Source organism: Nocardia sp. NPDC051756 (genome assembly GCF_040681495.1).
GTDB lineage: Bacteria > Actinomycetota > Actinomycetes > Mycobacteriales > Mycobacteriaceae > Nocardia.
Genome location: NZ_JBFAYV010000015.1, coordinates 112,016 through 131,014, shown reverse-complemented (window position 1 = coordinate 131,014; position 18,999 = coordinate 112,016). Strand labels below are relative to the sequence as shown.

The following is an 18,999-nucleotide window of genomic DNA, read 5'->3' as shown; positions in this document are numbered from 1 at the left end:
GACTATGAACCCATGAGTGGTGCGCCTGCGGAGCAGGCACCCGAGGCGCGGGTGCTGGTGGTCGACGACGAGCCGATGATCGTGGAGCTGCTCGCGGTGAGCCTGCGCTACCAGGGCTTCGCCGTGGACACGGCGGTCGACGGCGCGCAGGCGCTGGACAAGGCGCGCAGTTTCCGGCCGCAGGCGCTGATCGTCGATGTGATGATGCCCGGCATGGACGGCTTCGGCCTGCTGCGCCGGCTACGCGCCGACGGCATCGACTCCCCCGTGCTGTTCCTCACCGCGCGCGACGAGGTGCAGGACAAGATCACCGGCCTCACCCTCGGCGCCGACGACTATGTGACCAAGCCGTTCAGCCTGGAGGAAGTCGTCGCCCGGCTGCGGGTGATCTTGCGCCGCGCGGGTCACGCCGCGCCGCAACGGGAGAGTTCCCGGCTGCGGTTCGAGGACATCGAACTCGACGACGACACGCACGAGGTGTGGAAGGCCGGCGAGCCGGTCGCGCTCTCCCCCACCGAGTTCACCCTGCTGCGCTACTTCATGGTCAACGCAGGCACCGTGCTGAGCAAGCCGCGCATCCTCGACCACGTGTGGCGCTACGACTTCGGCGGCGAGGTCGGCGTGGTCGAGACCTACGTGTCGTACCTGCGCAAGAAGGTCGATACCGGCGACGAACGGCTCATTCACACGCTGCGCGGGGTCGGCTACGTGATGCGCGCGCCGAGTCGCAGCCGGTCGGCTGGGAAATGACCCAGGGCCGGATCGCGGCGCTGCGCGCCAAGACCTCCGGTGTGCTTTCGGCGATCCCGCTCCGGGTGACGCTGATGCTGATCCTGGTCGCCACGGCGGGACTCGGGCTGCTGATCTCCGGCATGGTGGTCACCTCCGGCCTGGAACGCTCGCTGACCGATCGCACCGATCAGCAGCTGCGCAACGGCGCGATCGAATGGTCGCGCCGCCGGGTGCCCCCGCCGCCCAGCCTGCCCGGCGATCCGCGGCACACCAGCCAGTTCTATGTCCGTTCGGTGCAGGACGACGGACGGGTCTACGTGATCAAGGCGTTCGGCCTGGATGCCGAACCCGCGCTGCCGGATTCGCCGGAGATCGGCCCGATGACCGTGCGCTCGGTCGGCGGCGGCCCGATCGAGTGGCGGAGTTTGACCGTCCGGGTCCCGGACGGCACCACCACGGTCGCGCTGCCGCTCAACCAGAACTTCGAGATCGTGCAACGCCTGGTGATGCTGGAACTGGTGGTCGGGCTGATCGTGCTGACCGCGCTGGCCTTCGCCGCCTACTTCGTCATCCGGCGCAGCCTGCGCCCCTTGCTGCGGGTGGAGAACACCGCCGCCGCCATCGCCCGCGGCGACCTTTATCGGCGAGTTCCGGTGCGCGGCAGCAACACCGAGGTCGACCGGTTGTCCAGGTCGCTCAACGGCATGCTCACCCAGATCCAGCAGGCGTTCGCGAAAACCGAGGCGTCGGAGGCGGCCGCCAAGCGGTCGGAGGCGAAGATGCGCCAGTTCGTCGCGGACGCCAGCCACGAATTGCGCACGCCGCTCACCACCATTCGCGGTTTCGCCGAGCTGTACCGCCAAGGCGCGACCACCGATCCCGACCTCTTCATGGACCGCATCGAACGCGAATCCCAGCGGATGGGCATTCTGGTCGAGGACCTGCTGATGCTGGCCAGGCTGGACGCACAGCGCCCGCTGGAGCGTGGCCAGGTCGATCTGCTCGCGGTCGCCAGCGATGCCGTGCACAGCGCGCGGGCAATGGCCGCGGCCGCGGACCCGGACGGGTCCAGTCGCCGCATCGAACTCGAAATCGAAACCGGTGAGGGCACTTTGGAGATCGTCGGCGACGAGACCCGGCTCCGCCAGGTGCTGGCCAACCTGCTCAACAACGCGCTCACGCACACCCCGCCGGACGCCGCGGTCGCGGTCCGGCTCACCCCGACCGCCGACGAAGTCCTGCTCGAGGTCGCCGACACCGGCCCGGGCCTGCCCGCCGACGAGGCCGACCGCATCTTCGAACGCTTCTACCGCACGGACAACTCCCGCGCCCGGACCAGCGGCGGCACCGGCCTCGGCCTCTCCATCGTGCAGGCGCTGGTCACCGCGCACGGCGGCTCGGTCGACGTGCGCAGCACCGAGGGCGCCGGCACCACGTTCACCGTCCGGCTCCCCCGCGAAACGACTGCGGGACAGCCGCTTTCGACTAAACCGGCGTGACCTGATCGACCAGCCAGCGGTCGCCGTCCTTCTCCACCGTGGCCCGGACCCGGCTGCCCGTGGTCGTGCCCTCCGGCGAATCCTTGCTGGTGGTCACCTGATTCAGGAACAGCAGCACGACGACCTTCGACTTGTCGCCGGACACGACGCCGCCCGCCTGCGTGGTCGCCTTGACGTTGAGCTGCTTTTCCTTGGCGCCCGGGGCAATTGCCTGCTCGATGAGCTTCAGGTAGTCGTCCTTGAACTTCGGCGAGAGATTGTCGGCCGCCTTCGGCAGTTCCTTGTCCACCGTCTGGAAGTCGTAGGTGAACATGGCGGACACGGTCCGGCTCGCGGCGGTCACCGCGTCCTTGCGGGCCTGCTCGGCCTGGTCGTCGTTCCAGATCCGGTAGCCGCTGACGCCGAGCACCACCACCGCCGCGAGGGCGAGCACGCTGAGCGTGGCCAGGAAGATCTTGCCGCGCTTGGTCATTCCACGAAGTGTCATCCGACGAACTCCACCTTCGAAACCGTCATGCCGGAGTCGCCGCGACTCACGGTGACCCGGAAGCGGTAGAACCGGGTCTGCTCGCCCTGCTGGCCGGCGTTGGTGAGCGACTGCTTGGCCGCGACCAGCACCGTCGCCGAGTCGTCGCTGTCGTTCTCCAGCGCCGCGTCGACGATCTCGCCGTTGGAGACCACCTTGGCCTGCTGCACGATATTCATGAACGGGTCGACCCGTCCGTCGAATTCGGTCTTGAACTGGCCGGAGGCGACCGAGAGAATCCGGTCGATGTCGGCCTTGGCCGAATCGGCGCGGATGGTGGTGAGGTTCAGGATGGCCTGCCGCGCGGTCTGCTCGTATTCGCCGCGGCGGTCGTCGCGCGCGTCGATCGAACGCACCTTCATACCGGCGAAACCCGCGCCGATCAGCAGCGCGAGCACCAGGACGGAGGCCGCGGCGACGCCGACGATGCGCCACACACCGGAGCGGGTCCGCTCGGTGCCGGTGTCCGCCGCATCGGCCGGCACGCCCTTCGCAAGATCGACCACCTTGCCGTCCGCCGAGTCTTCGACGACAACGGCATCAACCGGAGCCGCGTCTTTCGCCTCGGTCGTTGCCGACCCGGAAGCCGGGACCGCGGACGCGTTTTCGGCGTCCGGCGTCTTGGCCGTGGAAACCGGGACCGCCGTGGCGGCCGCCTGCGCGGCACCGGTCTCGGCGACCGGAACCGACGTCACTGCGGAGCCCGCGGTCTCCTCGACCGGCGGACCCACCGAGCGCACCGCGCGTCGCCGCGTACGGTGCTGATCTGCGTTTTTATCGCTCATCGTTGCTGCTCCTCGAGCATCGCCTGCCAGCTCGACGGTACCGTGCCCGAACCGCCCGGTCCGATATCGCCCTGTCGGTAGGTGCGGCCGTCCGGGCCGATGTACTGGCCGGTGGACGGGTCATAGGATCTCGCGGCAGCGGGCGTGCCGGTGCCGTACGCGGCGGGTGCCACCTGTGTCGTCCCCGGTGCGGCCGGCGCGGAGGCCGGGGCTACCGGTCGCGGCGGACCGAACGCGGGGTTGTCCCCTTCCGGGACGTAACCGGTCCGGCAGAGCTCGGGGGTCGGCGCTCGGACGCCGGGGAATTCGGCGCACGGCGTGTTGCGGATGCCGCGCACGTCGATCGGCGAGTCCTGCGGCACTTTGCAGTACAGGCCGGGCGGGGAGGGGATCGAGTCCAGCTCGCTCGGCGAGCGTCGTTCGTTGGGCGGCAGGAATCCGGTCGTGCAGGCGGGCGGGTCGTTGACCACCACCATGAAGTCGACCATCGCGCCGTACTCCACTGGTCCGCGGATGATCGTGCGCAGCGCCGCGATCAGCGGCGGGAAGACGACCAGGAGTTGTTCCAGCCCAGCGTGATACGTGACGCCGACCTGTCCGGTGCTGACCAGGTTGGTCAGCAGCAGCGGCAACGTCGGGCGCAGCGATTCGAACTGCGCACTGACCCGCTGCATCGCCGACGGCCCGTCGCGCAACACGTTGCGCAGCGACGGATCGTGCGCCCGCAACTGGTCGGTGACCGTGGCCAGATCGCTGGTCCAGGACCGGATGGCCGCGTCGGACTCGATCTGGGTGTCCAGCAGCGGTCCGATCTGATCCAGCAGCTTCTTCGTCGGCTCCGCGCTGTTCTGCGCCTCCTGCACCAGCAGCGACGCCGAGTCGATGAACCGTTGCAGGTCCGGGCCCGCGCCGTTGAACGCCTTGAACGCCTCGTCGATCACCTGCCGCAGCCGGGTGTCGGCGACGCTGGACAGCAGCCGGTCGGACTGGTCGAGCAGCGTGCCGACGTCCTGCGGAAGTTTGGTGCGCTCCACCGGAATCACCGCGCCGTCGGCCAGGTTTCGCCCGGCCGGGTGCTCGGGCGGGATCAGGTCGACGTACTGCTCGCCGATCGCCGAGACGCTGCGCACCCACGCGTTCACATCCGCCGGGACCTTGTAGTCGCTGTCGATGGACAGCTTCGCCTCGACCCCGCCGGTGGTGAGCCGGACATCCTGCACCACACCGACATTGGTGCCGCGGTAGGCGACGTTGGCGGTCGGGTAGAGACCGCCCGTCGCCGCCAGCTGCACCGTGACGTCGTAGCGGCCGATGCCGAACATCGCGGGCACCTTCACATACACCCCGCCCATGATCACCAGGCCGATCACCGTGAGCACGGCGAAGATCGACAGCTGGATGCGGACGAATCGGGTGAGCGTCATCGGCCCGGACCCCCTTGTGGCGCAGTGTCTCCCGGCATCGGCACGGTCAGCCCGGGGATGGCGGGCAGACCCGGAATCGGCGGCAGGCCGGGAATGGTCGGCGTCGGCTGGGCGCCCGGGGCGGGCGGCGGCTGCAAGGGCCCGGTCGCGGGGTTGCCGCTCTGCGTCGCGGTGTCGGGCGCGAAACTGCCGATCACGCCCTCGACGCCGCCGAACCGACCGCCGAGCGGCGTGCCGGTCAACCAGTTGCTGTCCAACCGCTTTCCGGTGAGGTCGACGGTGATGAACAGGTTCAGGTAGTCGCCCATGATCGCTTTGTCGAGGTTCTTCATCGGGAACGGGAAGGTCGGGATGATCTTCAGCGACTCGACCAGGTTGTTCCCCGTGTCGGCCAGCGTCTGCAGCACCGGGGCGAGGCTGCGCAGGTTGGCCTTCAGGTTGTCGCCGCTGCTGGCGATGAGCCGGTCGGTGACGTCGCTGAGGTCGCCGAGCGCGTTGATCGTGGCGGTGATGTTCTTGGTGCGGTCGGCGAGCACGGTGAGCGCGGGATGGATCCGCTCGATGGCGGCGGCGACCACGTCGCGCTGCTGGGCCAGTTGGCCGCCCAGGCGGTCCAGGCCGCTCATCGCGGCGATGATGTCGTTGCGCTGCCGGTCCAGGTTGGTGGTCAGCTCGTTGAGCTGCGGCAGCAGATCGCGGATGTCGTTCGCCCGGCCGCTGAGCGCGGAATTCAGTTCGCGGGTAATCGTTTCCAGCTGCGAGATGCCGCCGCCGTTGAGCACCACCGACAGCGACGAGAGCACCTGCTCGGTCGTCGGATAGGCCCCGGCCCGCTCCAGCGGGATCAGGTCACCGTCCTTCAACTGTCCCTGCGGCACAACGTCACTCGGCGGGGCCAGCTCGATGTGATTACTACCGAGCAGGCTGGTCTGGCCGATCTTGGCGACGGCATTGGCGGGCAGCCGCACGCTCGGATTCAGCGTGACGGTGACCAGCGCGTGCCAGCCCTCCACCTCGATGTTCGACACGGTGCCGACGGTGACGTCGTCGACCCGGACCGGCGAATTCCTGGTCAGCGTGGTCACATTCGGCATCTGGATGCGCACCCGGTACGCGCCGTCCATGGTGCCCTCGGTGCCCGGCATCGGCAGCGAGTTCAACCCGTCCCACTCGCAGCCCGAGATGCCGAGCGCCACCGCGAGACCCACCACCAGCATGGCCATCCGGCGAGGCTTTTTCATCGCCCTCCTCCTGGAATAGCAAGTCCGGTAAGGCCGTTCGGCACGGTGACCGGCGCCGGTCCCGGTGCGGGTCCGGGCGGTGCGGTCTGCCCGGCCAGGCTCGGCGGGCTGTAGGTCAGCTGGTTCGGGAACGCGTGCACGCCGGTGGCCGGATTCAGCATGATCGGCGCGTAATTCATGGCGAGCGAACTGATTACCGGCGCGAGGTACTGCGCGCACAGATCGGCGGAGCGATCCGAGTCGTTGGTTTCCAGCGCCCGCACCGAACCGCAGAGGAAGCCGAGCGGATCGGCGGTGTTGTTGAGCGAGACCGCACCGGCCAGCGTGCCCTGGGCCGGCTTGTAGATCTGGTAGAAGTTCACCAGCGCCGTCGGCCCGGAGTGCAGCACCCGCTCCAGTTCGGGGCGTTTGTCCACCAGCTGCTGGGTGACATCGGCCAGCCGCTGCACGCCCTCGGTGAGCTCGGCGCCGCTGCCGTCCAGGAACCGCTTCACATCGCCGAGCGCGGTATCCAGATTGTCCAGTCCCGCACCGAGTTCCTGCGACGTACCGGCCAGCACCGAGGACACCGACGCGAGCCGGCCGCCGAACTGCACGATCTGCTCGTTGCTCGCCGACAGCACGTCGACGAACTTCTGCAGATTGCGGATGGTGCCGAACAGATCGGTTCGCCCGTCGGACAACGTGTTCAGGGTCGCGGACAGCTCGCGCAACGTGTCGCGCAGCTTCTGCCCGTTGCCGTCCATGTTGTCGGCGGCGGTGTTGACGAAGCGCCCGAACGAGCCTTGCGAGTCGTCGCCGACCGGGCCGAGCGTCGTCGACAGCTTGGACAGTTCGGCCTTGATGTCGTCCCACTCCACCGGCACGGCCGTGTGCTCGAGCGGAATCTCCGCGCCGTCGCGCATTTTCGGGCCGCTCACGTAGGCGGGCGCCACCTGGATGAACCGCGCCGAGACCAGCGACGGCGAGATGATCACCGCGCGTGCGTCGGCGGGCAGGTCGATGCCGCGGTCGATGGTCATCTCGACCTTCACCCGGTCCTTGCCCGGTTCGATCGAGTCGATCGAACCGACGTTCACGCCGAGCACCCGGACCTCGTCGCCCTGATACAACCCGGAGGTCGACGGGAAATACGCGGTGATCTTGGTCTTCCCGATCCGGCTCACCCCGCTGTAGATCGCGGCGACCACCAGCACGGCGACCAGCCCGCCGGCAACCAGCAGCGCCCAGCGCGGCAGCTTGCGTGCTCTGTCCAGCATGTTCATCGCGGTGGCTCCTGAAGGGCGGGCCCGATCGACGGCGGTGCCGGGTTGGTGAAGATATTGCGCAGGTCCTCGGGCAGATGCTCGGGCCAGACCAGCGCGTCGACCAGCGGCTGCAACTCGGTGCTGGTGGCGTTGACGACGTAGGCGTTGAACCACGGCCCGTTGCCGACCTGCTCACCCAGCGCCGCGGCGTACGGGCCGAGGCTGTCGAGCGCGTCGGAGATGTTCTGCTTGTTCCGCTGCAACAGGCCGAGCACCGAATTCAGTTTGTCCAGTGCGGGTTTGAGGATCGGCTCGTTGTCCGAGACCAGGCCGGAGAGCTGCTTGGCCACCTCGTTCACGTAGACGATCAGCTGCCCGATCGCGGCGCGCCGCCGGTCCAGCTCGCCGAGCAGGTTGTTGCCGTCCAGCAGCAGCGCGTTGATCTGGTTGCTCCGGTCGGCCAGGATCTTGGTGACGTTCTGCGCCCGGGTCAGCAGCTCGGACAGGGCCTGGTCGCGGGCATTGATGCTGCGCGACAACGCGGTAACGCCGTCCAAGGCCGCGCGCAACGGCGCGGGGGTGTCGGCGAAGGTCGCCGAGAGCGTGTCCAGTGTCTTGTCCACCTGATCCATGTCCAGCCCCTGCACCGTACGGCCGAGGTCGCCGAGCGCGTCGTTGAGCGAGTACGGCGAGGTGGTGCGGTCCAACGGAATCGTGTCGCTGCGGCGCAGCGCGCCCGATCCGGTCGGGGTCAGCTCGAGCGACTTGCGGCCGAGCACGGTGTTGGTCTTGATCGCCGCGGAGGTCTTCTGGCCGAGCACGATCGACTCGTCGAGGGTGAACCGGACCAGCACCTTCGCGCCGTCCAGATGGACATCGTCCACCCGGCCGGTGCGCACGCCGGCCACCTGGACCGGGTCGCCGGGCAGCAGGCCGCCCGCGTCGGAGAAGTACGCGGTGTAGCTCGCGCCGCTGCGGATGAACGGCAACCGGTCGAACTGCAAGGCGGACAGGGCGACACACGCCGCGACGACTAACCCGACGATGCCGATGGTGACGGCGCGTGATCGCTCGTTCATCAGGGCGTGCACCTTCCGGTCGTCTGCTTACCCGGCAGGTTCACCTGCATCGGCTGCCCGTTCGGGCCGTCCACCACCAGGTTGGTCCCGCAGACGTAGAGCTGCAGGAACGAGCCGTAGGCGCCGATGCGGATCAGCTTCTTGTAGGTGTCGGGCAGCTTGTCGAGCACCCACTGGATGGTGTCCGAGCCTTCGTCGAGATTGGTGGACAGCCGGCCGGTCTGCTCGATGGTGGAACGCAGGTCCGGCCGCGCCTGCTGGAGCAGCCCGGTCAGGTCACGGGTCGCACCGGCGATCCGGGGCAGCGCGTCGCCGATCGGGTCGCGGTCGGCGGCCAAACCGCTGACCAGCCGCTGCAATTCGTCGAGCGTGGTGGCGAACTGGTCGCCGCGCTGATCGATGGTCTGCAGCACCGTGTTCAGGTTGTTGATCACGTTGCCGATCAGCTCGTCGCGATCGGCGAGCGTCTTGGCGAACGAGCCGCCGCTGTTGAGCAGCGAGACCAACGTGCCGCCCTGGCCCTGGAAGATCTGCAGCAGCGCGCCGGTCAGGTCGTTCACCTGGGCCGGATCCAGGCCGCGCAGCAGCGGGCGGAACCCGCCGAGCAGCATGTCCAGATCCAGCGCGGGCGCGGTCTTGTCCTTGCCGATGGTGCCGCCGTCGCGCAGCGCCTCGGTGCCGCCCGGACCCTCCAGCAGCTCCAGATACCGGTCACCGACCAGGTTTTCGTAGCGGATGGTGGCGCGGGTGCTGGTGAGCAGCCGGTACTTGCGGTCGACGGCGAACTCGACGTGCGCGAGGTGGTCCTTGCCCACCTTCACCGAGGAGACCGATCCGACCGGCACACCGGCGATGCGCACCTTCGATCCGGGCAGCATCCCCGACGAACTGGTGAACACGGCGTGGTAGCCGTACTCCCGGGCAAACCGCATCTGGCTGAACACGATCACCAGACCGGCGAACACCAGCGCCATCACCAGCGTGAAGATGAGCAGCTTGACCGTCGTCGCGGTGTTCTTCACAGCGAGCCCACCCCCGGCAGCCCGGCGAACAGCAGCTGGAACACCTTCGGTGCTTCGTTGGGCTTGGTGAAACCCGTGTTCGGCACGTACGGCGCTCCCTCGTTGGTGTCGGTGACGACGTAACCCGCATGGCTGCCCGGCACCCGATCCACCACGCCCTCGCAGTGCGGGCCGCCGGTCGCGTTCACCTTCGGCAGGTCGTCCGGATACTTGTAGGGCTGCGCGCCGAACATGAAGTTGGTGTTCATCCCGATACCGGGCAGCTTGCCGCCGAACACGTCCTCGGCCAGCGGCATCATCGGGCCGAGGCCGTTGATGATGCAGCTGAGCGCGGGGGCGTACTCGAACAGCAGGCTCGTGGTCGGGCGCAGCAGATCGAGCGCGGTGCTGAAGTCGGCCTCGTTCTCCCGCAGCACCGAGCCGGTGGTGTCGGCCAGGCCGATCAGGTTGGCCAGCACGTCGTCCAGGCTCTGCTGCTCGTCGACCAGCGTCTGACTGGTGACGGTGGCGTTGTCGACGGTGCGCAACAGGTCCGGGACGGTGTCCGCGTACAGGTTGGTGACGTCGCCGGTCTTCACCAGATCCTGTTGCAGGGTGGGCAGATACGGATTGATGTCGCGCAGGTAGGCGTCGCTGCGGGCGAGCAGGTCGCCCAGCTTCTCGCCGCGGCCCTGCAACGCCGTGCCGAGCGCGGACAGCGTCGCGTTCAGCTTCTCCGGCTCCACCTTGGCCAGCACGTCGGACAGGTGCTGGAACAGCGTGTTGAATTCGACCGTCACGTGCTGCGCGGTCACCCGCGCGCCCGGTTGCAGCGAGGCCGACGAAGGTTGTTGCGGCACGGTGAAGTTCACGTACTTCGCGCCGAAGACGGTGGTGGAGCGGATATCCACGCCGGCGTTGGCCGGAACCAGCTTCAGCTGTTCGGGATTCAGCGCGAGCTTCAGGCTGGCGCCGTCGGCGGTCTGGTCGATCGAGACCACCCGGCCGATCTCCACGCCGCGCACCTTGACCTTGGCGTCGGGGTCGAGCACCAGCCCGCTACGGGGCGCGTCGATCGTCACGGTGGCCGTCGAGGTGAACCCGCCGACGAACATCACCAGCGCGACGGCGACGATCGCGACCAGCGCGAGCACCATCGCGGAGCCGGCCAACTTGTAACCCACTGCTGCGCGCACTTTGTTCGAATCCGCCATATCGCGTTACCCGGAGAGGTGAAAGTTGCCGGAGGTGCCGTAGATGGCCAGCGAGATCAGCAGGGTCACCGTGACCACCGCGACCAGGGAGGCGCGCACCGCGTTGCCGACCGCGACGCCGACCCCGACCGGTCCGCCCGCGGCATGGAAGCCGTAATAGGTGTGGATCAGCATGACCGCCAGGGCCATGAAGATCGCCTGGGCGAACGACCAGAGGATGTCGCTCGGGATCAGGAAGGTGGAGAAGTAGTGGTCGTACACGCCCGCCGACTGCCCGTAGATGACCACCGTGGCGAACCGGCTGGCCAGGAACGACGCGATCACCGCGAGGGCGTACAGCGGCACGATCGCGATCATCCCGGCGAGCACCCGGGTGCCGACCAGATAGGGCACCGGCCGGATCGCCATCGATTCCAGCGCGTCGATCTCCTCGGCCACCCGCATGGCGCCCAGCTGCGCCGTCGACCCGGCCCCGATGGTGGCGGCCAGCCCGATGCCGGAAATCACCGGCGCGGCGATGCGGACATTGATGAAGGCGGCGAAGAAGCCGGTGAGCGCCTCGACGCCGATATTGCCGAGCGAGCTGTAGCCCTGCACGGCGATGGTGCCGCCGGCGAACAGCGTGAGGAAGCCGACGATCACGACGGTGCCGCCGATCACCGCCAAAGCACCGCTGCCCATGCTGATTTCGGCGATGAGCCGAATGGTTTCGGTGCGATAGTGCGTCAGGGCACGCGGAATGGCCCCCAGGGCCTGTGCATAGAACACAGCGTGTTTACCAACAGAATCGAGCGAGTCCGACATCCGACGCACTCGTCGCACGGTACGCGGGAAGCGGGATTCGATCACGAAGGCCATGCGGTCACCGCGCCGTGAACTTGATACCGACCGCGGTGACCACCACGTTGACCACGAACAAGGCCATAAAGGCGAAGACAACGGTCTGATTCACCGCATCACCGACACTCTTCGGACCACCTTTGACATTCAGACCCAGATAACAGGCCACCAGCCCGGCGATCAGCCCGAACATTCCGGCCTTCACCTCCGAGATGACCAATTCGGGCAAATGAGTCAGCAGCGTGATGCCGTTGACGAACGCGCCGGGGTTCACGTCCTGCAGAAAGACGGAGAACAAAAAACCGCCGACGATACCGATCGTGCAGACCAGGCTGTTGAGCATCAGCGCGACGAACATCGACGCGAGCACCCGCGGCACCACCAGGCGTTGCACCGGGTTGATGCCGAGCACCCGCATCGCGTCGATTTCTTCGCGAATCGTGCGCGCGCCCAGGTCAGCGCATATCGCGGTGGCGCCGGCCCCCGCGACGATCAGCACGGTCACGATCGGGCCGACCTGGGTGACCGCGCCGAAAGCCGCGCCCGCCCCGCTCAGATCGGCCGCGCCGATCTCGCGCAACAAGATGTTCAGCGTGAAGCTCACCAAAACGGTGAATGGAATCGCGACCAACAGTGTCGGCACGATGGAAACGCGTGCGATGAACCAGGACTGGTCGATGAACTCGCGACCTTGAAATGGTCTGCGCACACTCGAACGCGCGACTTCGGCCGTCAGTTCGAAGAACCCACCCACTGCGCGCAATGGCACAGCAAGGACCTCGTTCATCTTTGAACCTCCTTGCTGAAACTTGCGCGAACTGCTCACGGCACGATTCTTCACCGAGGCCGCACCGCCTCAACGATTAGAACACGTTCACTGCATCGCCGGAAGATGTTTGCCACTTTTGAACTGCACTTTTCTTTGCATCGGCATATGAATGTGGAACGAGTGTCAGGAGATTGATCCCACCTTTGTGAGGCGGCACACATCTCACCCTCCAATGTCTACCAACTGCCCGACCCTTGATCAACAGTTGGACGGCCGATCAGCAGTTCATTGTCAGCGGGTCTTGCAGATGTCAGTCCTCGATCGGCATGATTCGCCGGAGGAGTTCCACCGAACGGTCTCAGCCGAGATCGAGCAGCGCCGAGGCCGAGAAGGTTTGCCCGGCAGGGCGTTCGGCGAAATAGCCGCCGAGGGTGGCGGCGAGGTCGTCGGCGGACCATTGCCCACCGCTGGCGTCGAATCGTTGCTCGACGACGGGGGCCGCCATGAGCGCCACCATCCCGCCGTAGACCACGAAGAGTTGGCCGTTCACCGAGTCGGCGGCGGGCGCGGCGAGATAGGCGACCAGCCTGGCCACGTGATCGGGCGAGAGCGGGTCCACCTCATCCGCGGGCGCGGCGCTGAACACGGCCTCGGTCATCGCGGTCCGCGCGCGCGGCGCGATCGCGTTGGCGCGCACGCCATACCGGGACAGTGCCCGCGCGGCCGACAGAGTCAGGGCGGTGATGCCCGCCTTGGCCGCGCCGTAGTTGGCTTGCCCCTCGGGGCCGAGCAGGCCGGCCTCGGAGGAGGTGTTGATCAGCCTGCCGTAGACCGGCGCGCCTGCCGCCTTGGACTTGCCGCGCCAGTACGTTGCGGCGTTGCGGGACAACAGGAAGTGACCGCGCAGGTGGACCGCGACAACGGCGTCGAAGTCCTCGTCGGTCATGTTGAACAGCATCCGGTCCCTGGTGATGCCCGCGTTGTTCACCACGATGTCGACGCTGCCGAAGGCCTCGTCGGCGGTGCGGATCAACGCGTCCGCGGTCGCCCGTTCGGCGATGCTGCCCGCGACGAATTCGGCCTTGGCGCCGAGCGCGCGGATCTCCGCGAGGGTGTCGGACACCGCGTCGGATTCCGACAGGTCGTTGACCACCACCGAAGCGCCGGCCGCCGCCAGGGCGAGCGCCTCTGCCCGCCCCAGCCCCGCGCCGGCCCCCGTAACAATCGCCACCCGGCCCGCAAGACTCACATCATCACTCACGAGCCCGACCCTAGAACGTGTTCCATTCCATGGCAAGGGTCGGTCTCACTGGAGCCGCAGCGCGGCTTTCGGGCACTGCGCCACCGCGTCCTCGACGTCGGCCAGCCGGTCCGCGGGGACGTCCGCCTCGAGGATGTGCAGCTGGTCGTCGTCATCGAGTTCGAACACGTCGGGGGCGATTCCGACACAGATTCCGTTCGCCTCGCACTGGTCCAGATCGACGCTGACCTTCATGGGAACTCCTTTACCGCGATCCTTGCCGAAGCCTAACAAGCCGGTGCCGCCGCAGGTGGCGGCATCGACCCGATTCACCCTCAATACTGGAACATGTTTCAGTCCATATGCAATGATCGGGTGAACCCACATCGACGAAGGCCTGAGGTATTTGCCATGCGCATTGCGTACACGCCGCAGCAGGAGGAGCTACGCGCGGAGCTGCGCGACTACTTCGCGCGACTCATCACTCCCGAGCGCCGGGCTGCGCTCAGCGCGCAGACCGGCGAGTACGGCCAGGGCAACGTCTACCGCGAGGTCGTGCAGGAGATGGGCCGCGACGGCTGGCTGACCCTGGCCTGGCCGAAGGAGTTCGGCGGTCAGGACCGCCCGACCATGGATCAGCTGATCTTCACCGACGAAGCCGCGATCGCCGGCGCGCCGGTGCCGTTCCTGACCATCAACTCGGTCGCGCCGACGATCATGCACTACGGCAGCGAGGAGCAGAAGCGCTTCTTCCTGCCCAAGATCGCCGCGGGCGAGCTGCACTTCGCCATCGGTTACTCCGAGCCCGGCGCGGGCACCGACCTGGCCAGCCTGCGCACCAGCGCGGTGCGCGACGGCGACGACTACGTGATCAACGGTCAGAAGATGTGGACCAGCCTGATCGCGTACGCCGACTACATCTGGCTGGCGGTACGCACCGACCCGAACGTCAAGAAGCACAAGGGCATCAGCATGCTCATCGTGCCGACCACGGCCGAGGGCTTCTCCTGGACGCCCGTGCACACCATGGCCGGGCCGGACACCAGCGCCACCTACTACCAGGACGTTCGCGTGCCCGCGAGCGCACTGGTCGGCCAGGAGAACGGCGGCTGGTCGCTGATCACCAACCAGCTCAACCACGAGCGCGTCGCGCTGACCTCGGCGGGGCCGCTCGGCCTCGCGGTGAACCAGACCGTCGAATGGGCGCGCAATACCAAGGCGGCCAACGGTTCCCGGGTGATCGACCAGGAATGGGTGCAGCTCAACCTGGCCCGGGTGTACGCCAAGGTCGAGTACCTGAAGCTGCTCAACTGGGAGATCGCCAGCCGGGCCGACGCGGGCGGCGACGCCGCGCCGCGGCCGTGGGACGCCTCCACCTGCAAGGTGTACGGCACCGAACTGGCCACCGAGGCGTACCGGCTGCTCATGGAAGTTCTCGGTCCGCAGGCGTATCTGCGCCAGGACTCGCACGGCGAAGCCTTGCGTGGCCGGCTCGAACGGATGCACCGGGCCGCGCTGATCCTCACCTTCGGCGGCGGCACCAACGAGGTGCAGCGCGACATCATCGCCATGACCGCCCTCAAGCAGCCCGCCGCGGCGCGCTGAGCCGGAAAGCAGGTAGCAGACATGGATTTCATGCCCACCGAAGCGCAACTCGACCTGGGCCGGTTGACCGGCGAGGTGTGCGGCAAGCTCGTCACCGCGGACCGGCTGCGCGAACTCGACACCGCGGCCGAACGATTCGACGAGGCGCTGTGGGGATCGCTGGCCGAGACCGGCGTGCTCGCCGCGGCGCTGCCGGAGGCCGTCGGCGGCAACGATTTCGGCGTGCTCGAGCAGACCGCGGTGCTGCGTGAACTCGGCAAATATGTGGCGGCCGTGCCGTACCTGTGGTCGATCGTGGTCGGAGCCGGTGCGCTGGCGCGGTTCGGCGATGCGGCGCAACAGGATCGGGCTACCCAGGCGGGCGCCGGACAGGTGACCCTGACCGCCGCGCTCGCCGAAGAGCACAACTGGGAGCCGGCCGAGCCGACCACCACCGCCGTTGAGGCGGACGGCGGCTGGCGGCTGACCGGGGTCAAGATCACCGTGCCGTTCGCCGACCGGGCCGATCGAATCCTGGTTCCGGCCACGGTCTCCGGCGCGGCGGCGGTATTCCTGGTCGATCCGGCGGCGGCGACGGTCACCGCGCAGGAGGTCGTCGACCACACGCCCGAGTACGCGGTCGAACTCGACAACACCCCAGGCGAATTGGTCGGCACCGTCGACAGCGGCGCCGAGATTCTCGATTGGCTGCTCACTCGCGCTTGGCTCGGACTCAGTGCGCTCCAGCTCGGGACGCTGGAACGGGCGCTCGAGCTGGTCGCCGAATATGCCCGTGAGCGTGAGCAATTCGGCAAGGCGGTGGGCAGTTTCCAGGCCGTGGCGCAGCGCCTGGCCGATGCCTACATCGATGTTCAGGGTCTGCGGCTGGCCCTCACGCAGGCCGCCTGGCAGATCTCCGAGGATCTGCCCAGCGGGGAGGCCGTGCACACCGCCAAGTTCTGGGCGGCCGACGCGGGGCATCGGGTGGCGCACACCGTCATTCACGTCCACGGCGGCGTCGGGATCGACCGGGATCACATCGTGCACAACTACTTCACCGCGGCCAAGCACAACGAGTTCGCGCTCGGCGGCGGGACCGATCACCTGCGCGCGCTCGGCGCGCTGCTGGCGGCCGGTCCGGCCTGATCAGTCCTGCAGAAGAACGCCCCGCCGGTATCGGTGGGGCGTTTTTTGTTGTGCCTAAACAGGATTGCACCTATCCGAGGGCTCGCCCGTACCGAATATCGAGGAGGCCAGGCCACTGGCCACCTACGTGCGCACCGCGCACCCGAAACTCCGGAGGACGATATTCCATCCGTACGTTCCGCCCTCGCTCGAATCTCGGTCGCCGTGCTCGGGATGCTGGCCGTGGCGGGCGCCGCGCCTGCGGCCGACGCTCGCCCCGATGTCACGAGCAACGGGCAGGGCACCGAGACGGCGATACCGGTGGCAGACCTCACCGCGCTGATCGAGCAGGCCAGCGCCCGCGCCGCCAGCGCCGACGCGCGCGGCACCTCCGCGCTCGAGGCGATCGCGTCCGTCAACACCAACGAGCCGGGGACGGCACCGAGTGACACCACCCTGACCCAGGAGGTCAAACCGGTTACCGCCGAAGACATCCAGTTCCGCCCGTCGCTGACGGCGGCAGGACAGGCCACGGCGACGGCCGCGCGGGCTGCCACGGCCGCGCTGAAAACCCTCGAGCAACTCCAGAACCCGCCGAAGAACGTCCAGCTGACCGCGGCAGCGGCGAAGCGAGCCGCGGACAAGGCCGCGGCGGCACCGACCGACATCGCGCTCGCCAATATCGCCGCGACCGCGGAGAACAAGGCCCTCGCCGCCAGCGCCGCGGCCTTCGGCACGACCGCGACCAAGGTCGAGTGGATCGTCGCCGGCTAGCCGGACATCTGGCGAAACGCGCCGTGCGCCAGGTCAGCTCGACTCGGTCGACGTCAGGTAGCGCTGGAGGGTCGGCGCGATGTCCGCGATGAGTTCGGCGCGGGTGCACGCGACGACCGGGGGGATGCGCAGGATGTAGCGGCACAGGGCGATGCCGAGCAGTTGGGTGACGACCAGTCCGCTGCGCCGAGGCGCGTCGGCGGGGTCGCCGAAGCGGAGGACGGCGGGGAGCACCTGCTGAGCGAAGACGTCGCGGAAGCGTTCGGTGACCGCCTCATCGGTGACGGACGAGCGCAGCAGCGTCAGCAGGACCGCGTTGCCGGGCGGCTCCTCCCAGAGGGCGAGGAAGCGGCGGATCAGCAGTTCGCCGACCTCGCCCTCGGCCGCGGCGGCCAGATCGGGCAGCGCGAGATCGATGTCGACCGCCGCGGCGAACAACCCGTCCTTGCTGCCGAAATAGCGCATGACCATGGACGGGTCGATCGCGGCGTCCCCGGCGATCGCCCGGATGGTCGCCTTGCCGTATCCCTCGGCGGCGAACCGGGCGCGGGCGGCGTCCAGGATGGCCGCGCGGGTCGCGTCGGAGCGGCGCACGGGCTGCTGATCAGGCTCGATCGTCATGCCAACGAGTGTAGGCCAACAACTGTTGACTTCGTAACCCGGACGGGTCTACGGTTATGCCAACAGGCGTTGGCCTACAGTTGTTGACTTCAGGAGTTCCGATGAATACCACCCAGAACCCGCTCTCGGACACCACTTCCGTCGTGATCGTCGGCGCGGGCCCCGCCGGACTGACCGCCGCGATCACCCTGGCCGACGCGGGCGTCGACTTCGTGCTGCTCGACCGGCTCGCCGAGGGCGCCAACACTTCTCGCGCCGCGGTAGTGCACGCCAGAACCCTCGAGGTGCTGCACGAACTCGGTATCGCCGAGGAGCTGATCGCCAAAGGTCTGGTGGTGCCGCGATTCACGGTGCACGACGGCGCCCGCACCCTGGCGACCATCCGATTCGACGGCCTCCCGACCCGATACCCGTACACCCTGATGACGCCGCAGGACACCACCGAGGCGGTCCTGCTCGCCCGGCTGCGCAAGGCAGGCGGCGACGTCCACCGGCCGTACCGGGTGACCCGGGTCGCCGACGAGAACAATGGCGTCACAGTCGAATACACCGACGAAGCAGGTGCCACCGGCGCTCTCCGCGCCGACTACGTCATCGGCGCCGACGGCATGCACAGTGTCGTCCGCGAGCAGGCGGGCATCGGCTTCACCGGCGACACCTATCCCACCTCGTTCGTCCTCGCCGACGTCCGCATGGACTGGCCGATCGCCCGCGACGAAGTGGCACTGCATCTTTCGCCGGAGGGCGTCACCGTGGTCGCGCCGCTGCCCGACGAATCCGAACCGGACCGCTACCGCGTAGTCGCCACCCTCGACGAGGCCCCCGAACACCCCACCCGCGACGACATCCAAACCATCCTCGACACCCGCGGCCCCGGCGGCGACATCAAAGTCCTTGAAGTGCTGTGGAGTTCACGCTTCCGCGTCCACCACCGCGTCGCCGACCACTACCGCGCCGGTCGAATCCTGCTGGCCGGCGACGCCGCCCACGTGCACAGCCCCGCCGGCGGCCAAGGCATGAACACCGGCATCCAAGACGCCGCCACCCTGGGCCCCCTCCTCGCCCGAGTCGTCAACGGCGAACCGGCGGCCCTCCTCGACACCTACGAAACCACCAGGCGTCCAGTAGCCCTCGGCGTAGTCGCCTTCACCGACCGCATGACCCGCATGGCCACCCTCCGCCCCCGCCCCGCCCGCACCCTCCGCAACCTGGCCCTCTCCACCCTCACCCGAATCCCTGCCCTCCGCACCGCCCTCGCCCACCGCCTGGCCGAACTCACCACCCGCTGAACCGGACGG

19 protein-coding genes are annotated in these 18,999 nt (G+C 68.1%); 6 read left to right on the top strand and 13 right to left on the bottom strand.

Translation table 11 applies throughout. The annotated features are described in order from the left end of the window. Positions 1-12 precede the first annotated feature (12 nt). Both AB0M22_RS41965 and AB0M22_RS41960 read left to right on the top strand, forming a co-directional pair. Positions 13-750 carry a response regulator transcription factor gene (locus AB0M22_RS41965; RefSeq protein ID WP_150403823.1) on the top strand — a complete coding sequence of 246 codons (738 nt, stop codon included), beginning with the start codon at positions 13-15 and terminating at the stop codon, positions 748-750. Continuing rightward, entirely contained in the window at positions 747-2,231 is a 1,485-nt protein-coding gene (locus tag AB0M22_RS41960; RefSeq protein ID WP_364738789.1) for a HAMP domain-containing sensor histidine kinase, read from the top strand. Before AB0M22_RS41965 ends, AB0M22_RS41960 begins: the two co-directional genes overlap by 4 nt. Here AB0M22_RS41960 and AB0M22_RS41955 read toward each other — a convergent pair. The 12 genes from AB0M22_RS41955 to AB0M22_RS41900 form a co-directional block, all read right to left on the bottom strand. Beyond that, positions 2,218-2,718: a h domain protein gene (locus AB0M22_RS41955; protein ID WP_364738787.1), complete on the bottom strand. Its 501-nt coding sequence runs from the start codon at positions 2,716-2,718 to the stop codon at positions 2,218-2,220. The two genes, AB0M22_RS41960 and AB0M22_RS41955, sit on opposite strands and share 14 nt — an antisense overlap. Further along, positions 2,715-3,542: a hypothetical protein gene (locus AB0M22_RS41950; RefSeq protein WP_364738786.1), complete on the bottom strand. Its 828-nt coding sequence runs from the start codon at positions 3,540-3,542 to the stop codon at positions 2,715-2,717. The genes AB0M22_RS41955 and AB0M22_RS41950 overlap by 4 nt, the downstream gene beginning before the upstream one ends. After that, complete coding sequence (locus AB0M22_RS41945) at positions 3,539-4,966, bottom strand: MlaD family protein (RefSeq protein WP_364738785.1); 1,428 nt, start codon at positions 4,964-4,966, stop codon at positions 3,539-3,541. Before AB0M22_RS41945 ends, AB0M22_RS41950 begins: the two co-directional genes overlap by 4 nt. Beyond that, a complete protein-coding gene (locus AB0M22_RS41940) occupies positions 4,963-6,207 on the bottom strand; it encodes an MCE family protein (protein ID WP_364738783.1) in 1,245 nt (414 codons plus the stop codon). The genes AB0M22_RS41945 and AB0M22_RS41940 overlap by 4 nt, the downstream gene beginning before the upstream one ends. Further along, entirely contained in the window at positions 6,204-7,472 is a 1,269-nt protein-coding gene (locus tag AB0M22_RS41935) for an MCE family protein (RefSeq protein WP_364738781.1), read from the bottom strand. Before AB0M22_RS41935 ends, AB0M22_RS41940 begins: the two co-directional genes overlap by 4 nt. Continuing rightward, positions 7,469-8,533: an MCE family protein gene (locus tag AB0M22_RS41930; RefSeq protein ID WP_364738779.1), complete on the bottom strand. Its 1,065-nt coding sequence runs from the start codon at positions 8,531-8,533 to the stop codon at positions 7,469-7,471. Before AB0M22_RS41930 ends, AB0M22_RS41935 begins: the two co-directional genes overlap by 4 nt. Continuing rightward, complete coding sequence (locus tag AB0M22_RS41925; RefSeq protein ID WP_364738778.1) at positions 8,533-9,555, bottom strand: MCE family protein; 1,023 nt, start codon at positions 9,553-9,555, stop codon at positions 8,533-8,535. Before AB0M22_RS41925 ends, AB0M22_RS41930 begins: the two co-directional genes overlap by 1 nt. Continuing rightward, positions 9,552-10,748, bottom strand: coding sequence for an MCE family protein (locus tag AB0M22_RS41920; RefSeq protein WP_364738776.1), 1,197 nt, complete (start codon positions 10,746-10,748; stop codon positions 9,552-9,554). The genes AB0M22_RS41925 and AB0M22_RS41920 overlap by 4 nt, the downstream gene beginning before the upstream one ends. Before the next feature lie 6 nt (positions 10,749-10,754). Then, on the bottom strand, positions 10,755-11,606 hold the full coding sequence (locus AB0M22_RS41915) for an ABC transporter permease (protein WP_150403814.1): 852 nt from the start codon (positions 11,604-11,606) through the stop codon (positions 10,755-10,757). Between the two features lie 4 nt (positions 11,607-11,610). After that, positions 11,611-12,375: an ABC transporter permease gene (locus AB0M22_RS41910; RefSeq protein ID WP_364738856.1), complete on the bottom strand. Its 765-nt coding sequence runs from the start codon at positions 12,373-12,375 to the stop codon at positions 11,611-11,613. A gap of 340 nt (positions 12,376-12,715) precedes the next feature. Beyond that, positions 12,716-13,618, bottom strand: coding sequence for a 3-oxoacyl-ACP reductase (locus AB0M22_RS41905; protein WP_364738774.1), 903 nt, complete (start codon positions 13,616-13,618; stop codon positions 12,716-12,718). A 45-nt stretch (positions 13,619-13,663) separates the two neighbouring features. Beyond that, on the bottom strand, positions 13,664-13,852 hold the full coding sequence (locus AB0M22_RS41900; protein WP_364738772.1) for a ferredoxin: 189 nt from the start codon (positions 13,850-13,852) through the stop codon (positions 13,664-13,666). Positions 13,853-14,008: 156 nt separating this feature from the next. On the opposite strand from AB0M22_RS41900, the gene AB0M22_RS41895 reads away from it, so the two are divergent. From AB0M22_RS41895 to AB0M22_RS41885, 3 genes are all read left to right on the top strand, one after another. Continuing rightward, the gene (locus AB0M22_RS41895; protein WP_364738770.1) at positions 14,009-15,202 is read left to right on the top strand and encodes an acyl-CoA dehydrogenase family protein; all 1,194 of its coding nucleotides are present in this window, start codon (positions 14,009-14,011) and stop codon (positions 15,200-15,202) included. Positions 15,203-15,223: 21 nt separating this feature from the next. Next, the gene (locus tag AB0M22_RS41890) at positions 15,224-16,327 is read left to right on the top strand and encodes an acyl-CoA dehydrogenase family protein (protein ID WP_364738768.1); all 1,104 of its coding nucleotides are present in this window, start codon (positions 15,224-15,226) and stop codon (positions 16,325-16,327) included. Between the two features lie 204 nt (positions 16,328-16,531). Then, entirely contained in the window at positions 16,532-17,080 is a 549-nt protein-coding gene (locus AB0M22_RS41885) for a hypothetical protein (RefSeq protein WP_364738767.1), read from the top strand. A 33-nt stretch (positions 17,081-17,113) separates the two neighbouring features. Here AB0M22_RS41885 and AB0M22_RS41880 read toward each other — a convergent pair whose 3' ends face one another. Further along, entirely contained in the window at positions 17,114-17,701 is a 588-nt protein-coding gene (locus tag AB0M22_RS41880) for a TetR family transcriptional regulator (RefSeq protein WP_364738765.1), read from the bottom strand. Between the two features lie 101 nt (positions 17,702-17,802). Between AB0M22_RS41880 and AB0M22_RS41875 the strand changes: the two genes are divergently transcribed. After that, entirely contained in the window at positions 17,803-18,990 is a 1,188-nt protein-coding gene (locus AB0M22_RS41875; RefSeq protein ID WP_364738763.1) for an FAD-dependent monooxygenase, read from the top strand. Positions 18,991-18,999: the final 9 nt, after the last annotated feature.